The sequence below is a fragment of the Ureibacillus sp. FSL W8-0352 genome (genome assembly GCF_038004345.1).
In the GTDB taxonomy this organism is placed as follows: Bacteria; Bacillota; Bacilli; order Bacillales_A; family Planococcaceae; genus Ureibacillus; species Ureibacillus thermosphaericus.
The window spans coordinates 3,365,364-3,385,917 of record NZ_JBBOQT010000001.1; the positions used below are offsets into that span (position 1 = coordinate 3,365,364).

The 20,554-nt window shown below is 35.3% G+C and carries 23 protein-coding genes and 1 other annotated feature; of the genes, 14 read left to right on the top strand and 9 right to left on the bottom strand.

Annotation, left to right across the window (positions count from 1 at the left end):
* The first annotated feature begins 25 nt into the window (after positions 1 to 25).
* Positions 26 to 1,264, top strand: coding sequence for a beta-ketoacyl-ACP synthase II (gene fabF, locus NST98_RS16785; protein ID WP_096550515.1), 1,239 nt, complete (start codon positions 26 to 28; stop codon positions 1,262 to 1,264).
* A 266-nt stretch (positions 1,265 to 1,530) separates the two neighbouring features.
* Here the strand turns inward: fabF and trpS are convergent, their stop codons facing one another.
* A complete protein-coding gene (gene trpS / locus NST98_RS16790; protein ID WP_340715607.1) occupies positions 1,531 to 2,526 on the bottom strand; it encodes a tryptophan--tRNA ligase in 996 nt (331 codons plus the stop codon).
* A 56-nt stretch (positions 2,527 to 2,582) separates the two neighbouring features.
* Positions 2,583 to 2,795, bottom strand: a binding site (T-box leader).
* A gap of 438 nt (positions 2,796 to 3,233) precedes the next feature.
* Between trpS and spxA the strand changes: the two genes are divergently transcribed.
* From spxA to pepF, 4 genes are all read left to right on the top strand, one after another.
* The gene (gene spxA, locus NST98_RS16795; RefSeq protein WP_172597913.1) at positions 3,234 to 3,629 is read left to right on the top strand and encodes a transcriptional regulator SpxA; all 396 of its coding nucleotides are present in this window, start codon (positions 3,234 to 3,236) and stop codon (positions 3,627 to 3,629) included.
* A 393-nt stretch (positions 3,630 to 4,022) separates the two neighbouring features.
* Positions 4,023 to 4,667 (top strand): adaptor protein MecA, encoded by a 645-nt coding sequence (gene mecA, locus NST98_RS16800; protein ID WP_340715608.1) that lies wholly within the window; start codon positions 4,023 to 4,025, stop codon positions 4,665 to 4,667.
* 139 nt (positions 4,668 to 4,806) lie between these two features.
* A complete protein-coding gene (locus NST98_RS16805; protein WP_340715609.1) occupies positions 4,807 to 5,943 on the top strand; it encodes a competence protein CoiA in 1,137 nt (378 codons plus the stop codon).
* A gap of 45 nt (positions 5,944 to 5,988) precedes the next feature.
* On the top strand, positions 5,989 to 7,794 hold the full coding sequence (pepF, locus tag NST98_RS16810) for an oligoendopeptidase F (RefSeq protein ID WP_340715610.1): 1,806 nt from the start codon (positions 5,989 to 5,991) through the stop codon (positions 7,792 to 7,794).
* Between the two features lie 320 nt (positions 7,795 to 8,114).
* On the opposite strand, the gene NST98_RS16815 is transcribed toward pepF, so the two are convergent.
* The 6 genes from NST98_RS16815 to NST98_RS16840 form a co-directional block, all read right to left on the bottom strand.
* Positions 8,115 to 8,276, bottom strand: coding sequence for a hypothetical protein (locus NST98_RS16815; protein WP_016838231.1), 162 nt, complete (start codon positions 8,274 to 8,276; stop codon positions 8,115 to 8,117).
* A 115-nt stretch (positions 8,277 to 8,391) separates the two neighbouring features.
* Positions 8,392 to 9,666, bottom strand: a complete 1,275-nt coding sequence (locus tag NST98_RS16820) for an ISL3 family transposase (protein WP_340715611.1) — start codon at positions 9,664 to 9,666, stop codon at positions 8,392 to 8,394.
* A 218-nt stretch (positions 9,667 to 9,884) separates the two neighbouring features.
* Positions 9,885 to 10,709: a DsbA family protein gene (locus NST98_RS16825; RefSeq protein WP_016838232.1), complete on the bottom strand. Its 825-nt coding sequence runs from the start codon at positions 10,707 to 10,709 to the stop codon at positions 9,885 to 9,887.
* Positions 10,706 to 11,107 carry a globin domain-containing protein gene (locus NST98_RS16830; RefSeq protein WP_016838233.1) on the bottom strand — a complete coding sequence of 134 codons (402 nt, stop codon included), beginning with the start codon at positions 11,105 to 11,107 and terminating at the stop codon, positions 10,706 to 10,708. The genes NST98_RS16825 and NST98_RS16830 overlap by 4 nt, the downstream gene beginning before the upstream one ends.
* A gap of 163 nt (positions 11,108 to 11,270) precedes the next feature.
* On the bottom strand, positions 11,271 to 11,969 hold the full coding sequence (locus NST98_RS16835; protein ID WP_340715612.1) for a lytic transglycosylase domain-containing protein: 699 nt from the start codon (positions 11,967 to 11,969) through the stop codon (positions 11,271 to 11,273).
* Entirely contained in the window at positions 11,970 to 12,560 is a 591-nt protein-coding gene (locus NST98_RS16840) for a CYTH domain-containing protein (RefSeq protein WP_096550521.1), read from the bottom strand.
* A 103-nt stretch (positions 12,561 to 12,663) separates the two neighbouring features.
* Here NST98_RS16840 and NST98_RS16845 point away from each other — a divergent pair, with 103 nt between their 5' ends.
* From NST98_RS16845 to mgtE, 5 genes are all read left to right on the top strand, one after another.
* Positions 12,664 to 13,050 (top strand): UPF0738 family protein, encoded by a 387-nt coding sequence (locus NST98_RS16845; RefSeq protein WP_339288999.1) that lies wholly within the window; start codon positions 12,664 to 12,666, stop codon positions 13,048 to 13,050.
* 36 nt (positions 13,051 to 13,086) lie between these two features.
* Positions 13,087 to 13,752: a GTP pyrophosphokinase gene (locus NST98_RS16850; protein ID WP_016838237.1), complete on the top strand. Its 666-nt coding sequence runs from the start codon at positions 13,087 to 13,089 to the stop codon at positions 13,750 to 13,752.
* Position 13,753: 1 nt separating this feature from the next.
* Complete coding sequence (locus tag NST98_RS16855) at positions 13,754 to 14,545, top strand: NAD kinase (RefSeq protein ID WP_026019069.1); 792 nt, start codon at positions 13,754 to 13,756, stop codon at positions 14,543 to 14,545.
* Positions 14,546 to 14,550: 5 nt separating this feature from the next.
* Positions 14,551 to 15,441 (top strand): RluA family pseudouridine synthase, encoded by an 891-nt coding sequence (locus NST98_RS16860; RefSeq protein ID WP_016838239.1) that lies wholly within the window; start codon positions 14,551 to 14,553, stop codon positions 15,439 to 15,441.
* 116 nt (positions 15,442 to 15,557) lie between these two features.
* The gene (gene mgtE, locus NST98_RS16865) at positions 15,558 to 16,931 is read left to right on the top strand and encodes a magnesium transporter (protein ID WP_016838240.1); all 1,374 of its coding nucleotides are present in this window, start codon (positions 15,558 to 15,560) and stop codon (positions 16,929 to 16,931) included.
* Between the two features lie 139 nt (positions 16,932 to 17,070).
* Here the strand turns inward: mgtE and NST98_RS16870 are convergent, their stop codons facing one another.
* Both NST98_RS16870 and NST98_RS16875 read right to left on the bottom strand, forming a co-directional pair.
* Entirely contained in the window at positions 17,071 to 17,418 is a 348-nt protein-coding gene (locus tag NST98_RS16870; protein ID WP_340715613.1) for a 4-diphosphocytidyl-2C-methyl-D-erythritol kinase, read from the bottom strand.
* 230 nt (positions 17,419 to 17,648) lie between these two features.
* Positions 17,649 to 18,164: a CotY/CotZ family spore coat protein gene (locus NST98_RS16875; protein WP_172597851.1), complete on the bottom strand. Its 516-nt coding sequence runs from the start codon at positions 18,162 to 18,164 to the stop codon at positions 17,649 to 17,651.
* A 154-nt stretch (positions 18,165 to 18,318) separates the two neighbouring features.
* Here NST98_RS16875 and NST98_RS16880 point away from each other — a divergent pair, with 154 nt between their 5' ends.
* Genes NST98_RS16880 through spoVAE form a run of 4 tightly spaced genes read left to right on the top strand, consistent with a single transcriptional unit; the run spans position 18,319 to position 20,537 of the window.
* Complete coding sequence (locus tag NST98_RS16880) at positions 18,319 to 18,714, top strand: YhcN/YlaJ family sporulation lipoprotein (protein WP_340715614.1); 396 nt, start codon at positions 18,319 to 18,321, stop codon at positions 18,712 to 18,714.
* Complete coding sequence (gene spoVAC / locus NST98_RS16885) at positions 18,714 to 19,169, top strand: stage V sporulation protein AC (protein WP_340715615.1); 456 nt, start codon at positions 18,714 to 18,716, stop codon at positions 19,167 to 19,169. Before NST98_RS16880 ends, spoVAC begins: the two co-directional genes overlap by 1 nt.
* The gene (locus NST98_RS16890) at positions 19,163 to 20,158 is read left to right on the top strand and encodes a stage V sporulation protein AD (RefSeq protein ID WP_096550526.1); all 996 of its coding nucleotides are present in this window, start codon (positions 19,163 to 19,165) and stop codon (positions 20,156 to 20,158) included. The genes spoVAC and NST98_RS16890 overlap by 7 nt, the downstream gene beginning before the upstream one ends.
* A 10-nt stretch (positions 20,159 to 20,168) precedes the next feature.
* Positions 20,169 to 20,537 carry a stage V sporulation protein AE gene (spoVAE, locus tag NST98_RS16895; RefSeq protein ID WP_016838246.1) on the top strand — a complete coding sequence of 123 codons (369 nt, stop codon included), beginning with the start codon at positions 20,169 to 20,171 and terminating at the stop codon, positions 20,535 to 20,537.
* Positions 20,538 to 20,554 lie beyond the last annotated feature (17 nt).

The following is a 20,554-nucleotide window of genomic DNA, read 5'->3' on the forward strand; positions in this document are numbered from 1 at the left end:
AATCCTAAGGGGGTACTAGAGATACATGAAAAGGAGAGTAGTGATTACCGGTATAGGTGCTGTTACACCACTAGGTAATACAGTAGATGAAACCTGGTCAGCAATTAAAGAAGGGAAATCCGGCATTGGGCCGTTAACAAGAGTCGATGCAGAATTATTCCCAGCTAAAGTTGCTGCTGAAGTAAAAGATTTTGATATTGAACAATATATTGATCGAAAAGAAGCAAGAAAGATGGACCGTTTCACTCATTACGCGCTTGCTTCTGCATTGATGGCAGTAAAAGATGCAGATTTAGTAATTAATGAAGAAAATGCTAACCGCGTTGGTGTTTGGATTGGTTCTGGAATCGGTGGGATGGAAACGTATGAACAACAATTTGAAGTGTTCCAAAAACGTGGTGCCCGCCGAGTAAGTCCATTTTTCGTTCCAATGATGATTCCAGATATGGCAAGTGGGCAAGTTTCGATTTATTTAGGAGCAAAAGGTCCAAATGCTTGTACTGTAACTGCATGTGCTTCTGGAACAAACTCTATTGGCGATGCTTTTAAAGTGATTCAGCGCGGCGATGCAGATGTCATGATTACGGGAGGAACGGAAGCTCCAATCGTAAAAATGGCTGTTGCTGGATTCTGTTCAAGCACTGCGCTTTCGCTAAACACAGATCCAGCTACGGCATCCCGTCCATTCGATAAAGAACGCGATGGATTTGTTATGGGTGAAGGTGCAGGTATTCTTGTATTAGAAGAGTATGAACATGCAAAAGCTCGCGGTGCAAAAATTTATGCGGAAATCGTTGGATACGGTGCAACTGGTGATGCTTATCATATTACAGCTCCAGCGCCAAATGGTGAAGGTGCTGCCCGCGCTATCCAGCAAGCTATTGAAGATGCGGGTATTGATCCTACAGAAATAGGATATATCAATGCTCATGGAACAAGTACACCATACAATGACTTATATGAAACAATGGCTGTCAAAACTGTCTTTGGAGACCATGCATATAAATTAGCTATGAGTTCAACAAAATCCATGACAGGTCACTTGCTTGGTGCAGCGGGTGGTATTGAAGCAATCTTTACAGCATTAGCATTAAAAGAAGGAATTTTACCACCTACAATTAACTTGCATAATCCAGATCCTGAGTGTGACCTTGATTATGTACCAAATGAAGCTCGTAAAGCAGATATTCAATATGCTATGAGCAATTCCTTAGGATTTGGTGGACATAATGCAAGCCTTGTATTCAAAAAAATAGAAGAATAAAAAATTGTCGATAAGTAAAATGCGTTTAGCTTAAAGCTAAACGCATTTTTACTTAATTTGATGAATAATAAGAGTAGTAAAGGATGGTGGCTTGATATTTCGATTTATGTTGTTTTTATTCAGCTATGGCATTTGCGTTATTTCGGTAAGCAATCTTCTTTTATACTTAAACTATCGGACGCTTGGTTATTCTTGGCGCGCAGTCTTTTTTTATATTTTAGGTTCTCCTGAATTGTATTTAATGATCATATCATTAGTAATATTATTTATCGTAATATTCGACCTATTCCCATCGCGATTTCCATTTTCTTAACGGTTTCGTTTGCAATGGCATTGGCTTTTTCTGCACCTTCATCTAAGATGTTATCTAATTCTTCTGAATCGATAAGTTCGTTGAATCGTTCTTGAATTGGCGTTAAATGTTCAATTAAGCAAGTAGCAACCCCTTCCTTAAAGGCACCGTATCCAAGGCCTTCATATTTTTTTACAACCTCATCAATGGATTTATTTGTTACTGCTGCTTCAATTGTAAGTAAGTTGGAGATACCTGGTTTCTTTTCTTCGTCGAAAGCGACAACACCATCTGAATCTGTAACGGCTGATTTAATTTTTTTCATGATTTCTTTAGGTGTATCTAATAAGCGAATTGTCGCTTTTGTATTTGGGTCGGACTTGCTCATTTTTTTCGTAGGGTCTTGCAATGACTTAATGCGAGCTCCTGCTTTTGGTAATTGAATTTCTGGAATTTTAAATACCTCACCATATCGTTTATTGAATCGTTCTGCCAAATCACGAGTCAATTCAATATGTTGTTTTTGGTCTTCTCCAACAGGAACGATATCCGTATTATATAATAGGATATCAGCAGCCATTAACGGTGGATAAGTTAATAGACCAACAGAAACGAATTCTTTTCCTTCTTTTGCTGATTTATCTTTAAATTGAGTCATTCTTTCGAGCTCACCAATGGATGAAATACATTGTAACATCCAGCCAGCTTTTGTATGAGCAGGTACTTCCGATTGAATAAATAACGTTGCTTTTTTCGGATCAATGCCCGTTGCAAGATATGTAGCAGCAAGGATGCGAATGTTTTGTCGCAATTCTTTTGGATCTTGTGGAACGGTAATGGCATGTTGGTCTACTATACAGTAAATTGCATTTCCTTCATCTTGAAGTGCAGGGAATTGCATAAACGCTCCGATATAGTTCCCCAATGTAATAACTCCAGTTGGTTGTACTCCTGAAAAAATAGTCTTCATTAACACTACCTCCTATTTTTATCCATAAAAAAACATCAAACGACCAATACAAATTGTATTGGGACGAATGATGTATATCCGCGGTACCACCCAGTTTGCCTTAAAAGGCCGCTCTCGATTCTTCGTAACGTGAAGCGTACGAGCTTTACTACTCACTTTCGTAAAGCCAACTCGAAAGTCCATTCCATTTGCTCTGCGATCTGTTTGCACCTACCACAGACTCTCTAAACGCAGAAATCAAATGTACTACTCTTCGTCATCGTTGTTCAATGTATATATTCGGTAAATTATGAGTGAATTATAAAGTAATTCAAAGGAAAAATCAAACGTGAAAAATTTTTCATTTTGGAATGAGATGAAAAAGATTTGGGTAGTATTGTAGTAGGAAAATGTAAGGAAATTTTATCACTAAATATAGAAACTCTTGATTGCCGTTATCGATCTAATTGAGAAAATAAATTGGAAGATAAAGGAGGGAAGAAAATACAACTTTAGTAGGAAATTTTATGTTAATTGTGAAAAAAGCTAAGATTCACGAATGTTTTTTTTAAATTTATTATATGAATATGTGAATTTTTCAATTATCCTATATTCAAAAGGAAAAGAATGTTGTATAATTGATACAGAATTTAAAATGATATTAATTCTAAATTAATAATAAAGCATAGATGCCTTTGATTTATATATAGAAGGGAAGTGTAACAATGATTGTAACATTATTTACATCACCTAGTTGTACATCATGTAGAAAAGCGAAAGCTTGGCTAGAGCAACATGATATTCCATATAGAGAACGAAATATTTTTTCAGAACCGCTAACAATTAGTGAAATTAAAGAAATATTACGAATGACAGAGGATGGAACTGACGAAATTATTTCTACACGCTCTAAAGTATTCCAAAAGTTAAACGTTGATGTGGAAAGTTTACCTTTACAAAAATTATATGAATTAATCCAAGAGCATCCAGGATTACTCCGAAGACCAATTATTTTAGATGAGAAGCGTCTGCAAGTTGGTTACAATGAAGATGAAATCCGTCGATTTTTACCTCGAAAAGTACGTGCTTATCAATTAATGGAAGCCCAAAAAATGGTCAATTAATCATATAATGTAGTGAAAAAGTGTAAATTCAGTCAACGTTTGTTTGACTTGTTTACGCTTTTTTTATTGCATTTTTATTATGAATTCCTTCATAAAGAAAATTCATCCTTTTTTCACTTAATACTTGATTTAATTGATATTGTCATCTACAATTTTGAATAATTCAAATAATTTTATTTGAAGGGTGTTTTTCCTTTTCATTTTCTATTAGTTCATCATACAATAGAATCATAGAATGAAACATAAATATTCATTAAGCGTTTTGTTCTGTATACCAAAGGAAGTAAAGGGGAAAGGCACTAAAGAATTGGGGTGTATTTTACTCCGATTCAAACATACTAAGTACACGCTTTCGGTTTTTCAACCAATGACTGTGAAGGGAGTTGAAGTCTCATGGACATCGAACGCGTAAATGAAAATACAATAAAGCTCTTTATCACATATCGTGATATTGAGGATCGCGGTTATAGCCGTGAAGAAATATGGTATAACAGAGCAAAAGGCGAAGAGTTATTTTGGGATATGATTGGTGAAATTAACACAGAAGAATATTTCGATTTAGATGGCCCAATTTGGATACACGTGAATGCTTCAGAACAAGGTTTAGAAGTAATCGTCACACGTGCCAATGTAAATGATTCAGATCCAAGCTCTCTGTTCTCTAATTTTGATGAACATCATGAAGCTACAGTTAACCATAAAGACCCGTTCAATCCCTTCGAAGATGATGATGTGTTAAATCATGAAGGAATTGCGAACATGTCATTATATAAATTCAAGGATATCGACGAAATTATTCCAGTAGCAAATCGATTAGTGGAGTACGGCTTGCACACTTCTTTATATAAATATGAAAATTATTACTATATTGCCATCAATTTTGCTGGTGTGAATGATAGTGCAACTCGTCAAAATATACGCTCGATTTTAAATGAATATTTAACAAGTTCAAAAATGACAATATATCGTTTAAAAGAGTACGGTACAGCGATCATGGAAGAAGATTGCTTGGAAACAATTGTTCATTACTTTAATTAAATGTGCCTAGGTGTAGGCACTTTTTTTTATGTTAATATTTTGAATTTCAGTTAATCTCCCCCTTGAAAAATATATCTTTTTGTATGCTCTTGTCAATCCTAAAATTCTACCATAAAATGGTGTGAAAAGGGGGGGTTTTGTGCTTGTAGCAATTACAGAAAATCAAGAACGATTTGTGATTGATTCCACAATTCCTCATACAACATTAAAACGCCTTAGAGAAGAAAGACAATTCTATTGCCCACAATGCGGTGAAAAACTCCAATTGAAAATTGGAACCGTTAAAGTGCCTCACTTTGCTCACATTTCAATAAGTCATTGCGAGTCTTATTTTTCTGAAGGTGAAACAATACAACATCTCCAAGGAAAAGAACAGCTGTTTCAACTTTTTCGATATCTTCAAGTCCCCGTATTGCTAGAGCCTTATATAGCGGAACTAAAGCAAAAGCCAGATCTGCTAATAAATTTAAATGGATATCAGTATGCCATTGAATTCCAATGTAGTCCAATAAAGCATGAACGATTTCTTGAGCGAAATAACGGTTACAATCAAAAAAATATCCAACCTATTTGGATTCCATTGACTCCTGTTCCAAAAATAAAAGGAAATGGCTTACAAAAAATTACCCTTCCTCATCAACTCCAACAATTTATTACTAGCGAAAAGAAAGCAAAATATTTAATGACATATAATCCAAATACAAAGCAATTTTTGTATATATCTAACCTCATTCATTTAAAGGGAATTAGTTATTTATCAAAAATTAGTCCTCTCCCACTATTAAAACAAAAATTCCCATTTTATATACCGAGGCCTTTTACAGAAAAGGAATTTTCCAATGTATTAAATGCATACCGTAATTTTATCAATCAATTTTTAAAATCAAGGGTATTATTTAGCCGAAAAGGTGTAAATGATTTATTTTTGAGAAGTGTTTATGAGCTGCGAATAGACCTTTATCAATTTCCAATATTTTTAGGAATTCCTATTTGCGGAAATGAAGCATTTCATGTATGTGCAATAGAATGGCAAACTGAACTAATGTATTTTATTTATTTATTGGGAATTAAGGTACATGCAATCAATCAAAAAGTAATAATTGACTTTTTACGATGGTCAAAGCGGGTATGTACGAGTGAGGCTATTCAAGTTGTTAATCGATATGTAGAACTTCTCAAAGATTTGTCTGTGGAAGATATGATGAGCACAGTGAAAAAAGAACAATTAGAGGAATTGCTATATAGGCAATTTCTTGCAACAAGAGGAAAATATTGAGAAAATAGGATTGTGAAAAAAATTTATCATTACGGGGGCATTGACATGGCAAAAAAATTATTAACACGTGATGAAGTGCCTGTCGAATTGACTTGGGATTTATCAACAATTTTCCCTTCAGACGAGGCATGGGAGGAAGAATTTAAACAGATTGAGCAATTAATTTCAGAAGCAGAAAAGTATAAAGGGAAAGCAACAGAAAGCGCAAAAAGTTTATATGAAACATTGCAATTTAGCGACAAAATTTCTGAGCGCTTCGGGAAATTATACGTATATAGTCATTTGAAACACGATGAAGATACGACGAAAAGCAAATATCAAGGGATGGAAAGCCGTGCACGTTCTCTAGGAGCAAAGATTAATGCGGCATGGTCTTTCTTAACTCCTGAAATTTTAACTTTATCGGAAGAACAAATACAACAATATTTAGAAGAATACGAACCGTTGCGTCTATATGAGCAAATGTTTAAAGAATTAAATTTACAGCGTCCACATGTATTATCGGCCGATAAAGAAGCTATATTAGCACAATTTTCAGAAGTGACAAGCTCTCCGGGTACTACTTTCAGCGCTTTGAATAATGCAGATTTAGAGTTTCCAACTATCAAGAATGAAGATGGCGAAGAAGTACAACTGACTCATGGAAACTACATCACATTTTTAGAAAGTGAAGATCGTGAAGTAAGAAAAAATGCTTTTAAAGCGATGTATGATACGTACGGCAAGTATATTAATACTTTTGCTTCCACATTAGCAGGCAACGTAAAATCACATAATGTTTATGCAAGAATCCGGAACTACGATTCTGCTCGTCATCGCGCATTAGCAGGTAACCATATACCTGGAAAGGTCTATGATCAATTAATTGAAACGATCCACGAATACTTACCAGCACTTCACCGCTATGTATCATTGCGTAAAAAAGTGCTCGATGTGGATGAATTGCACATGTATGATTTATTCGTACCTCTTGTGAAAAAAGTGAAAATGGATATGCCTTATGAAAAAGCAAAAGATATTATGGTGAAAAGCTTTGCTCCATTAGGGGAAGAATATCAAACTATCGTCCAAGAAGGATTAAATAGCCGCTGGGTAGATGTAATGGAGAATAAAGGAAAACGAAGCGGAGCATATTCTTCAGGGACATACGGCACGAATCCGTACGTATTAATGAACTGGCAAAATAATATTGATAATTTATTTACGTTAGCCCATGAATTTGGACATAGTATGCATAGTTACTATACTCGGAAAAATCAACCGTATCCTTATGCGGATTACTCCATTTTCGTGGCGGAAGTAGCTTCTACATGTAACGAGGAGCTTTTATTCGATTATTTATTAAAAACGACGGAAGATAAACAAGTGAAAGTTTACTTACTCAATCATTGGCTCGATAGTTTCAGAAGTACGGTTTATCGCCAAACAATGTTTGCTGAATTTGAACATATGATTCATGAAATGGATCGAAATGGTGAGGCGCTTACTGCTGAACATCTTACAGAAATTTATTATGATTTAAATAAACAATATTTTGGCGATGAAATGACGGTAGATGAAGAAATTGGCTTAGAATGGGCGAGAATACCACACTTCTATTACAATTACTATGTATATCAATATGCAACAGGACAAAGTGCAGCAGTTGCTTTAAGCCGTCAAATTTTAGAAGAAGGACGTCCTGCAGTAGATCGCTATATTAACAACTTCTTAAAAGCGGGATGTTCTGATTTCCCAATTGAAGTATTGCGAAAAGCTGGTGTAGATATGGAATCAAGAGAACCAATCGCTCAAGCTTGCAAAGTATTTGAAGAAAAACTCAATGAATTAGAATCACTGTTATTGCAATAGTGAAATACTGTATAACTCATACGGTAAACTACACAATAAAATAAGTAAAAAAGCTTCAAAAGAGTTAATAAAATCTCTTTTGAAGCTTTTTTTCTTGAAATAAAAGTTTTTAATGTATAATTTTTTTTGACGATTTTATTTAGAGAATGTGAACGTTTTTTGAAGTAAATATATAGCTTTTACTATCTTGATTGTTCCTAATTTTTCAATAATTTTTGCAAGTTTCATGAAAGTGTTTACATTATGTCGAATTTGTGAAATTCCATTAAACTTTATTGCACAAATTATTATTCCATGATAAATTAAAAACGTGAAATAAATCACATATCAAACATACACCCCTTTGTTTGAACGTGAACATTTCTCCCATCCCCTTTGTGTAAGGAGGCATTTGCTGCAGCAAATGCCTCTTTTACTTTATTCTCATCAATGATACATTCGCACCAAAAGACCTGTAATAAATCTTTCTCTTTTAATAACATAGCTTTGGTTAAAAAAACAAAAAAGGTTCTTTGTCAAATGGTGTTGGTGAATAAATTTTAGTGACATTATTTGGTAATGTGTAATCGGATGGCTTAGGGGAAATTCGAGGTTCCCCTAAGCTGTTTTTATTTTCGCTAAGTTTTGGGTAATGAATATTCGGTTTCTAAAGTGATAGAAGGATCGATAACCGAAAGAAATGCGTTTAATCACTTTGATTTTGTTATTAATCCCCTCTAAAATGCCGTTATTATAATCGTACTTTAGCGTATTCTCGACGTAATTGATGTATTTGTTGATTGTCTTGATGGCGGTTTTCATATAGCTGGAAACGATATTTTGTTTATTCTCTAATGTTTTCTTTAGGAGCTCAAAGTCTTTGATTTTTATGCAATGTTGCACGTATTGATATAACTCATAGGACGCTTTTAATTCAGAATCTAAATCAATGAGATAGTGGAGAATCTCCACCTCACACATATGCTTTTTAAAGCAACGATGATATTTATAGTTCTTATAATCAAGTTTTGTTTGATCTTTCAGAAGGAGCTTCCAGTATTTTTTTAATTTATTGTAATTCTTTTTATCCCGATTCATGACGTTGATGCGCGTTTTGTTTAAAGCTCTGCTAAATAGTTGGAGGATATGGAATTTGTCGAGTACGATTTCCGCTTTAGGGAAAACTTCGTGGATTAAGGAAATATAAGGGCTGTACATATCGATGACAATCGTTTTTACCGCATCTCTCGCCTTCTTGGAATACCGTAAGAAATACTCTTTGAGGACATGTAATCTCCGGTCCTCCACGATATCCACAATCTCCCCCGTTTCAGAGTCGCAGAAAATAAAGGACATCGCTCCAGCTGCGGATTTCACTGATTTAAACTCATCAAAACACAAATGCTTTGGAAGGTAGTGAACATTTGGTTGATAGTAGCTATAAAAGCTGTCAATGACACGACTGACAGTGGCATGAGAAACATGATGTTTCATCGCAATATCTTTTTCGGATATTTTATCTTTGGCGTTTAAAGCAATCGATACTTTGGTATTGTTGGAAATACAACAGTTTTTAGCCACGACGCTCGTTTTTAAAGTAAACGTGGAATGACAATGTTTACAGAAATAACGCTGTTTACGCAATTTTAAGTAGGTATGAAAACCTGAAATGCTAGGCATTTTAATGAGAGACGTTTTAAAACCGTGTTTAATGATTTGATCATCAAAGACATGTCCACAAGCATAACAAGCTTTTGGTTGATACGTTAACGTCCCATGAAAGACTTTCGCTTTTACTTTTTTGATTGTTTCGGTAGAACAAAAATTTTCATCAAATGTGATATTTTTGTCTTTTATATTGAGTAGGTTTCGTATAGAATGATGGTGAGACATGTGACACAACTCCTTTGGAAAATGTGTTTTGGCGATTACATTTTACCAGAGTTTTGTCACTGTCTCATTTTTTTTGTTCAAAAAAATTGGTGCTGGTTTATACTCACCAACACCAAATATTATAGAGCCACAAAAAAAACGTAGACATGCTATATCATGTCTACATTCAGAAAAGCATCTAGATATTCTATCATTATCAAAAATTTAATCCACAATTACTAGAGTGAAAAAGAAGAGGATTTTAAACGCCATAATGTAACAGCATCATTTGAAACACGTTCGATTTTTTGTTGTAACATCCGTTTTTTCAATTCTCTTTCCGCATCGCTCATGGATATCGAATAGATGCTTGCCACTTCATCGGTTGTTAAGTATTGAAAACGTTGGAATAACTCTTCGAATGTTGGTAACGGTTTACTGACGATTTCTTCATCCAACATTTCCTGCAATATTTGAACGTATATTTCATAGGAATACATTCCACTTACTTTTAGACCTTCATCTTCAATGCATTCATTAAAGAATACAATGCTCGGCACTTCATCAACTTCCATTTCGCGAGTGATATATAAATCGCATTGAAAAGCACGCACCGCTTCTTTTGATCCGAAATCTTTAATAAATTCCTCTTGGTCTAATGTTGCTTCCTTCGCAATTTCTACTAAAGCTGAATAGGAATGAACATTTTTAGTTTCCAACAATGCATGTTCCTGCAATTTTCGAATATAACGATTTGCTGCTTTTTTACCTTGTAATTCTGCTGCTTTAATGGCAAGTGAGGGTAAGGCAGGATGAGTAATATCCACATCAGTACCTGTTAAGCACCCTTTGATACGTCTAGTAACACAGTTTAAAGTTTGTAATTCTGTGCTCAGTACGTATCGCCAAGTGAAATAATGCTCGTATTCCAATTGTAGCTTTTTTAACATTGACTGTAATTTAAAGGCATTTGGACAAAGCGGGTCAATAAAAATATAAAGTTCAATTGGTTTTGTCCTCTTCGTGGATGCGACAGGTTCTGACAGTAGCTGGATATTATTCAATCTAATCCCCCCTCATCCTCACTCGGAGTATTAATCATATGATGCGCTGTTAAAACAAGACGTTGGAAATATTGTTCGCGAAATGGGCCTTCAAGTCCTACTTCATCCATCGCTTCACTCATACATTCCAGCCAAGCTTGAGCATGGTCTGGAGTGATTTTAAAGCGCATATGTCTTGCTCTCATCATCGGATGACCATGTTCTTGAGTATATAAATTCGGACCACCTAAATATTGCGTTTGGAATTGTATTTGTTTGCGAATTGTTTCTTTTAAATCTTCTGGAAACAATGGACGGAGTAATGGATGGACATCAACTCGTTTATAAAATGCATGAATAAGCTTTTCTAACTTTTCAGCACCAATTTCCTCATAAGGAACCATATACTTTCGATTCATAGGTGTAAACTCCTTTTATACTCTTTTCCCGCATGTACGAATTGTGATCGACTATGAAAACCTTGATTAGTTATATTTCATTCTATCAACGACTCACCGTTTTCTCAAACAAATCGCTTTCAGCAAGTGTTGATAATTGAGGGGAAATATAGAAATTATCCAACTACATTGTTCGATAATAATTTAACACTTTCTTAACATAGTTTTGAGTTTCTTTAAATGGAGGAATGCCTCCATATTTTTTTACATTACCAGGTCCTGCATTATATGCAGCTAAAGCCAGTTCCAAGTCATTATCAAATTGATCGAGCATTTGACGCAAATATTTTGTACCACCCATGATGTTTTGTTCAGGGTCTTTCGTATTCGTTACACCTAAATATTTTGCGGTACCTGGCATCAATTGCATAAGCCCGGTAGCCCCAGCTGAGCTTACTGCATTTGGATTAAAGTTCGATTCTTGTTTTATAACTGCCATAATTAATTTTTCAGGAATACCGTATTTGGCAGATGCTCTTTGAATAATTTCACGATAATCTCCGTGCGTTGCTGAATCGATATTTGCTTCTGATTCGGAAGCGTTAGATTGAGAATAGGATGTTGTTATGTACGGATTTGGGCTAGATAATATGAATTTTGAAATATAATCTTTTGCATCATCATTTAGTCCGTTTTTATAAGAAAAGTGTTCAATCGCTTCAAGTAGGGCTTTTTCTGGATTATCGCTATTTTGGGTAGTAGCCAATATTTCTTCTAGCATTTCTGCAAATAAACCTTCCTCAGTCGTTGCATTGATAGAAGAGCTATTTAGGGAACGCAATGCGTCAATTTCTAATATGGTTTTCATCATTGTTGCATCCATTTACTGTACTCCTTTCTCTTGGACAGCTTTCATAAATCGGGCGATTTTTTTGTCAGCTATTTGTATATCGATATTTCGTTCTTGTAAAAAAGATAAAAACCGTTTCTCCCCTACTGTCGGGTTATTTGTTTCATATTCTACCTCATAATCATCGCAGTGCAAATAGAAGGAATGGTCAAAAACAAGAATTCCCCCCTCATATGGCACCTCAGCCCGATCTGTTGTCAATGTTCCAAAGGGGCGTAAATCTTCAATAGGCACTTGCAATCGCAGTAATCTTTCCTTGACAGAAGGTGCCCAAAATCCCTTGCCAGAAAGCATATCATCCCTTTGTTGTTGTGTTAATATGTCCGTTGTTTCAAGATGAATATGTTTTGCCGTTTTCTCTTTTAAAGTACAAAAATATTTTCCTTTTTGTTCTCGAATGCGTAGAGCACTGGAAAATTTCCTCAAGTGCCAATTTTCTGTATCAAAATAGTGATTAACTTGTCGAACGATTTGATGTTTTTGAATGTTGAACTCTGTTAATAATTGTTCATATTGTTCTTTTGTTAACATGTTTTTAAATTCAATTTCATACTGTTGACTCATGACTTTATCCCTTTCATTTATGCATTTTATTGAACCTTTTTATCGAAAATAGTTCCTGCTATGTTAAAATATGAGGAGAAATGGTAGGAAGGGATTGTTATAAATGCGCAACGTTTATGTCGTTGATGATTATCGTTTTGAAAATGATGAACTTTATTTTAGTTTAAACAAAAATCACTCCAAAATACAAATTCAGCCAGCAGGACAAGTGTTAACGGATTCTGACGAGCTTGCTTTTATTTATGTCGTTGAAGAAGACAACGAATATAGTTATTTACAATTTCCTAAAAAAGTGTGGCGTGCATTAGTAGAAATGATAAAAAAGAAGAAAGATTCGATATTAATTTTAGATAATGAATCCATACTATTACATAATTTTTCGAATGAATTAGAAATGCTCATATATAACATTGAAGGAAATGGCAATTACGGTGATGAATTTGTACAAGCAGTAGAAGAAACTTTTCGTGAAATATTAGAAGCACAATAATTGATTGAGTTTTTGTAGCGTATTGGGGGGATTTTTATGGGGCAATGGGAACGCTTCCTAGGACCTTATAAACAAGCAGTCGATGAACTAAAAGTGAAATTTAGAGGGATGAGATCTCAGTTTTCTGCAGAAGGCACAACTTCACCCATTGAATTTGTTACTGGTCGAGTGAAACCATTAGCAAGTATATATGATAAAAGTTTTGAAAAAGGAATTCCCTTTGAACCTTCAGAACAATTAGCAAGGGAGTTGCAAGACATCGCTGGTATTCGCATTATGTGTCAATTTGTAGATGATATCACAACGGTTGTTAATTTAATTCGCCAGCGGGATGACCTGAGAGTAATTGAAGAAAAAGATTATATTACTCATAAAAAACCAAGTGGTTATCGTTCATATCATATGATTGCAGAGTATCCAGTGGAAACGGTCAGTGGGAAAAAGACGGTATTAGTAGAAATACAAATACGTACGTTAGCCATGAATTTTTGGGCTTCAATCGAACATTCTTTAAATTATAAATATAAGGGCGATTTTCCTGAAGAAATTAAATTACGCCTAAAACGTGCGGCTGAGGCAGCATTCCAACTAGATGAAGAAATGTCATCAATCCGTTATGAAATACAAGAAGCACAGGCGTATTTTAGTGAAAATAAGGAAGCTCAAAATCCAAAGATCCGAGAGGAAAAGGAGCGTGAATAATTTGAAGTTTTCTATTCAATCACGCAATGATTCTCAATCAAATGAATTGAAGGAACTTGCAAAAAATTACTTACAGGATTTCGGATTAATATTGGATGAAGTAGAACCGGATATTGTCATTTCCATTGGCGGAGATGGTACTCTTTTGCATGCTTTCCACAACCATGTGAAAAGATTGGATAAAGTGGCTTTTGTAGGGATTCATACTGGGCATTTAGGATTTTACGCAGATTGGAAACCTTCTGAATTGGAAAAGTTAGTATTATGTATTGCGAAAAATCAATATAAGGTTGTTGAATATCCATTATTGGAAGTAAATGTGTGCAATCATACAGAAATCAGTACTTATCTTGCACTCAATGAGGCAACGATTAAATCGCCCAATGTAACGTTAGTGATGGATGTGTTTCTAAATGATCGCCATTTTGAACGTTTCCGCGGTGATGGCTTATGTATTTCAACCCCATCAGGAAGTACAGCGTATAATAAAGCATTAGGCGGCGCAATCATTCATCCTACATTGCAAGCGATTCAAGTGACGGAAATGGCATCAATCAATAACCGCGTTTTCCGTACAATCGGATCCTCCCTAGTGTTACCAGCCCATCATACATGTAAATTAAAACCGGTCAAAAACCAAACGTTCACAATGACAATTGACCATCTGCAATTGGACCACAATGAATTGGATTATGTCATTTTCAAAGTGGCAAAAGAGAAAGTGCGATTTGCAAGATTCCGTCCGTTTCCATTTTGGGAAAGGGTTCATGATTCCTTTATTGCAAGTGAGTGATTCAAATGCCATTTAAACTGCAGTTTCAAGCAATGGAAGATGGACAATTATTAAGAGAAGCGATTTTAAAACAAGATATTTCGAGCAGGGCATTAACAGCAATCAAATTTCGCGGTGGTAAAATTTTAGTGAACGGTGAAGAACAAAATGTTCGCCACATCCTTTCGAAAGGGGATGAAATTACAATCATTTTCCCTGAAGAACAGGCGAGCGAGCATCTAAAACCAGAGTATGGAGAATTAAATATTGTTTATGAAGATGATGCATTGTTAATTATTGATAAACCGCCTTTTATTAATACCATTCCTTCAAGGGAACATCCGACGGGAAGTATCGCTAATTTTGTTTATGGATATTTTTTGGAACAAGGAATTGATTCCACCGTCCATGTTGTGACTAGATTAGATCGTGATACTACAGGGCTTGTTTGTATTGCAAAACATCGGCATATTCATCACTTAATGAGTATGCAATTGCAAAAGGGTCAAATCATAAAAGAATATGAAGCCATTGTACATGGACATGTTTCAAAGGATCTTTCCATTATTCTCCCAATAGGCAGGAAAGATTCAAGTATAATCGAACGGGAAGTAAGAGAAGATGGACAATATGCACATACCGATGTGAAAGTATTAAAACGTTTCATTTATCAAAATGAGCCGCTTTCACATGTTCGTCTACGATTACATACTGGAAGAACCCATCAAATTCGTGTTCATATGTCGCATATCGGGCATCCGCTTGTAGGCGACGAATTATATGGAGGAAGTAAACATATATTAAATCGTCAAGCCCTTCATTGCGTATACTTGGAAATGATTCATCCGTTATTGAAGAAAAAAATTATTTTTTCTAGTGAACTAGTTGAATCCATGAAAAAAATAATCCATAATTAGATGTTCGAGTTATTCGAGCATCTTTTTTTCTGCAAATACACAAAAATATTCATAAAAATTTTATTGTCGAGATTAAAAATGCAACCTATCATTTAGGTTGAGAGGAGGGGGACAAAATGATCGAAGAAAAAGATGAAAAACGGGATGTTTCTTATGATGAGGAGCAGCTGTTCCAAAATTTAATTGAAGAAAATATTGATGAATTCCGGAAGCATTTTTTATCACTTCATGCGTATGAGCGGGCAAAATTTTATGTTAAGGTTGGACCAGACATACGCAGGACAATGTATCATTTTTTGTCTCCCGAAGAAATGGCGGAAATTTATGAAGCCATTGAATTGGACGATGAAGAAGTTGAACACTTTATAAAAGAAATGGACCCCACATATGCGGCAAAAATGTTGTCTTACATGTATACAGATGATGTGGTGGATGTATTAAATGAATTAGATCAAGATGATCGAAATAGTTTTCTTGAATTGATGGATGAAGAAACGAAAGAAGAAATTACAGAGTTGCTGGGGTATGAAGAATATACAGCCGGTTCCATCATGACGACGGAATATGTATCAATTCAAGAAAATTCAACGGTACGTTCGGCGATGAATGTGCTTCGTCAAGAGGCACCTGATGCAGAAACAATTTATTATGTGTTCGTTGTCGATGAATCTCATCGTTTAACAGGAGTTTTATCGCTAAGAGACTTAATTGTTGCAGATGAAGATGCATTTATTCGAGATATCATGAGTGATCGGGTTGTTTATGCAAAGGTCACAGATGATCAAGAAAAAATTGCCCAAATCTTTAAAGATTACAATTTCCTTGCTTTTCCTGTTGTTGATGACAATCTCGTATTGCAAGGGATTATTACTGTAGACGATATTATTGATGTCATTGATGAAGAAGCGAGCGACGACTATTCAAAATTAGCCGGTATTTCCGATATTGATGATATTGCTTCAAGTCCATTCAAAGCTGCAAAACAACGATTACCTTGGCTAGTAATGTTGCTATTTTTAGGAATGATTACAGCGACATTAATGGGCCAGTTTGAAGAGACACTTGAAAAAGTTGCGTTGCTAGCTTTATTTATTCCTCTCATTTCTGGAACTAGCGGAAATAGTGGTACGCAAGCTCTAGCTGTCGTTGTTCGAGGAATTGCAACGGGAGAAATTGATGAAAAAAGCAAACTAAAAATGATTTTTCGTGAAATGGGTACCGGATTAATCACAGGGATTGTTTGTGGTTTGATTGTAGTAGGAGTTGTGTTTGTTTGGAAGCAATCCTTATTAATCGGGTTGCTTGTTGGGACAGCCATCTGTTGTTCGATTTTTGTAGCAACGATTGCTGGCTCCTTTATTCCGTTGTTGATTCATAAATTAGGCATCGACCCAGCAGTCGCATCAGGGCCGTTTATTACGACCTTAAATGATATTACAAGTATTTTAATTTATTTAGGATTGGCAACGTTATTGTTAGGACAGTTGTAAACTTTCATAAAAAAATGGAAAGAAAAAATCTGCTTTTAAATGGAAGAGCAGATTTTTTCTTTTTTTAATGAAAAATTATCGGGGGAGTGGACGAAACTAAATATTGAAAATTATAGAAGGCAAATTGCCTACAACAAAATTATTTAAATGCTTTTTTGGATGACACGGTAATTGTTTCGATATCGTTGGCATTAATGGTTTTCAAGTCGTCTTGTGTACGGATTTTAATCAAAATGCCATCTAACCCTTCAATGATTCCTGTAATTTTTTCACCATTGTTTAAATGGAAAATTAAGTGACGATTTTTACGGTTGATGGGTTGTGAAAAATAATGCAATTGCCTTGCAATAACGGAATTTTTAATTTGCTCTCTACGCGTAATTTCATAAACAGAAGTACTTTCTTCAAGAGACGCTTCTTCCGTGTCTTCATCAACTTCGATGTAATAAAAAGGAGGGGTTTGAATAAATAGTAATGGTTCTTCCACTGATGCACATCCTTTTTTTCATAAAATATGCAACTCATTTTATTTCGTGACAATTATCTAGCTTCAGCAGTTTCAATTGCATTTAAGACGATTTTCTTGTACTGGATTATCACTAGAATTCAGCTCAATTAATACCTATAAGAGATTCAAGAAGATTTTCAAGAGTAAATCAATAAAAGTAAATAAAAAGAAGGAGCAAGCTGCCCCTTCCTCTTGGTGGATGTTATTCCTTACTTGTTAATGTGTAAATTTACGTCAGCAATGCATTGAATTCCAGCAAAACGTGATAGATCAACTGTTACGCAAGTATCTGTTTTCTTGAAGTGGTAGCAATCCATCATTGCTCCAGCATCTAGTGTCTCTCCATCTACTGCTGATATTGGTTCATATGCTTCGCTTGTTGGAGCAATTGCTCTAAGTGTAGCACAGCAATCACCGAACATATCTTCCACTCTGAAGAATGGCGTTTTGTACCAACCATATTCTTTATCACAGAACATTACTTTAAATGGAGAACCATCTTCTGTTAGTAACATAAATACCCGAGTATCTGCATGGTTGCGACGATTTTTATTGTTAATTCCCCCAAGAGGTTCTAAGAAGCAACTTGTTCCACAAGTATCATCATCATCTTTCACTACATGATTTTGAAGTTCTAATATTGTTTCTACTACTTCGCAAATGCATCCTTCATGACGACGACCATGATGGGATGAACTCTCAAAATGCTTTCTTCCACAACCCATTATCATGTCACCTCACTTAATTTTGTTCAATCTACAATATGTAAAAGTGCGATTGAAATAAGGGCGATTGTCTATGGGCATAACAATTAGGTCATTTTTCTTGAATAGTTTTTTTTATGAAAACGCATAATGACATTAAAAAGGGGGATGGAACTTGAAAAAATTGGTATTCCCTATATTCCTTTCGGTTTTTTTATTCGGATGCAATGATGAAAAAACACTTGAAGTAAATAATGCAAATGGTGAAGAAGTGAAAGAAGTTGCTGCAATTATTAAAAATGAAGATGAAATAAACAGCGGAAGAGCCATTTTTGTGGAAGACCAATTGTTGGTAGCTGTTCAAGCAAAACCTTGGTTGGATTATAAAAAAACAAAAATTGAAAAAAATTTAAAAAAGAAGCTGGAAGAGATCTTGCCTGAATACGACATCACTGTTTCCTCGGATTACAAACTTTATTGGGAAGCGCAAAAACTTTTGAAAGAAGAAGACAGCGAAAAGGTGAAGGAGAAATTGGAAAAGCTAAAAAAATTGAAAAAGGAGGAAACGTAATGAATCAGGAACAATTTGAAAAGATTGAGCAGGAAATTACCCCTCCAACTCCTTATGTAAAAAATGTATTAAAAGCCTTTTTGGTAGGCGGTCTCATTTGTACGATTGGACATGCAATTACGTATTTTTACATTATCTTTTTTGATTTTACAGAAAAAACAGTCGGGAACCCAACAGTTGCAACGATTATTTTAATTTCAATGCTTCTCACAGGATTTGGTTTATATCAAAAACTTGGTCAATTTGCAGGAGCTGGAAGTGCTGTTCCAGTTTCAGGATTTGGGAACGCAGTCATCTCAGCAGCAATTGAACACCGGACAGAAGGATTTGTGCTTGGAGTGGGAGGCAATATGTTTAAATTAGCTGGTTCGGTTATACTATTTGGCGTTTCTTCAGCATTTGTTGTAGCTTTAATTAAATTAATTTTAGTAACAATGGGTGTTATCGAATGGTAATCATATTTCAAAGTAAACCGTCTATTATTGCAAGTGCAGCTGTTGCAGGACCGTTAGAAAGAAAGAGTGTTTTTTATTCATATTTTGATTCTGTAGTAGAGGATGAACGATGGCATCAAGCCACGAATGAGCAGGGTAATGCAAAGATGATTCAAGAAGCTTGCCAAATTATACTAAAGAAAGCGAATTTAAATAATTTGGATATCGACTTCTTTTTAGCAGGCGATTTAGTGAATCAAATGACGCCAACTAATTTTGCAGCAAAAGAAATAGCTGCATCTTTTATAGGTTTATTTTCAGCATGTGCAACATCGGTTTCATCTGTCATTATTGCTTGTTTGCTGACAGAATTAGGAGCATCAAAATACGCTATTGCAGGTGCTTCCAGCCAACATAATTCAACTGAAAGACAATTCCGCTATCCTATTTATTACGGTGCTCAAAAACCAGCGACTGCCCAATGGACTGTAACGGCAGCAGGCTTTACTTTAATTGGGAAACATAATCCGAAAAACCCTTCAATTGTAGCTGCGACTGTTGGAAAAGTTGTAGATTACGGACAAACGAATCCGTTTCATATGGGAGCTGCAATGGCGCCTGCTGCATATGACACCATTACCAAACATCTAGAAAAACGAAAACAAACAATAAAAGACTATGATGTCATCATGACAGGAGATTTAGGGAAAATCGGATTAGAAATATTAAAAAGAATGTTTGTTGAAACAGGTGCAACCCAGGAAGAATTAAATATTTTCCGCGATGCCGGGGCAGAATTTTACGGAGAAGATAAATCCTTTTTAGCTGGGGCTAGTGGAGCTGGATGTTCTGCTTCAGTATATTTCAGTTATATACTTCAGCAATTAAAAGATGGGCGTTATAAACGAGTATTGCTTGTAGCGACAGGTTCTCTTCTCTCCCCACTAACTTTCCAACAAGGGGAGACAATTCCTTGTACTGCCCATGCAATCGAAGTGACGATGGAGTGAGGGCATAAAGATGATATTCATTGACTTTTTACTTGCATTTATTGTAGGCGGATTGATTTGTGCTATAGGTCAGTTATTAATGGATGTCGGAAAAATGACACCAGGAAAAACTTTATCTATTCTAGTTGTTGCGGGTTCAATTATTTCTGGATTAGGATGGTATCAACCTTTAATCGACTTAGCGGGTGCTGGAGCGACAATACCCATTACATCTTTTGGACATTCATTAACCCAAGGAGCAATTGCAGAAGCCGAAAAACATGGCTGGGTAGGCGTATTAACTGGAATGTTTGAAGTAACAAGTTCAGGTATTAGTTCTGCCATTGTTTTCGGGTTTATTGCAGCGTTAATTTTTAAGCCGAAAGGAAAAGTCAACTAGACGATTACCCCTCCTTA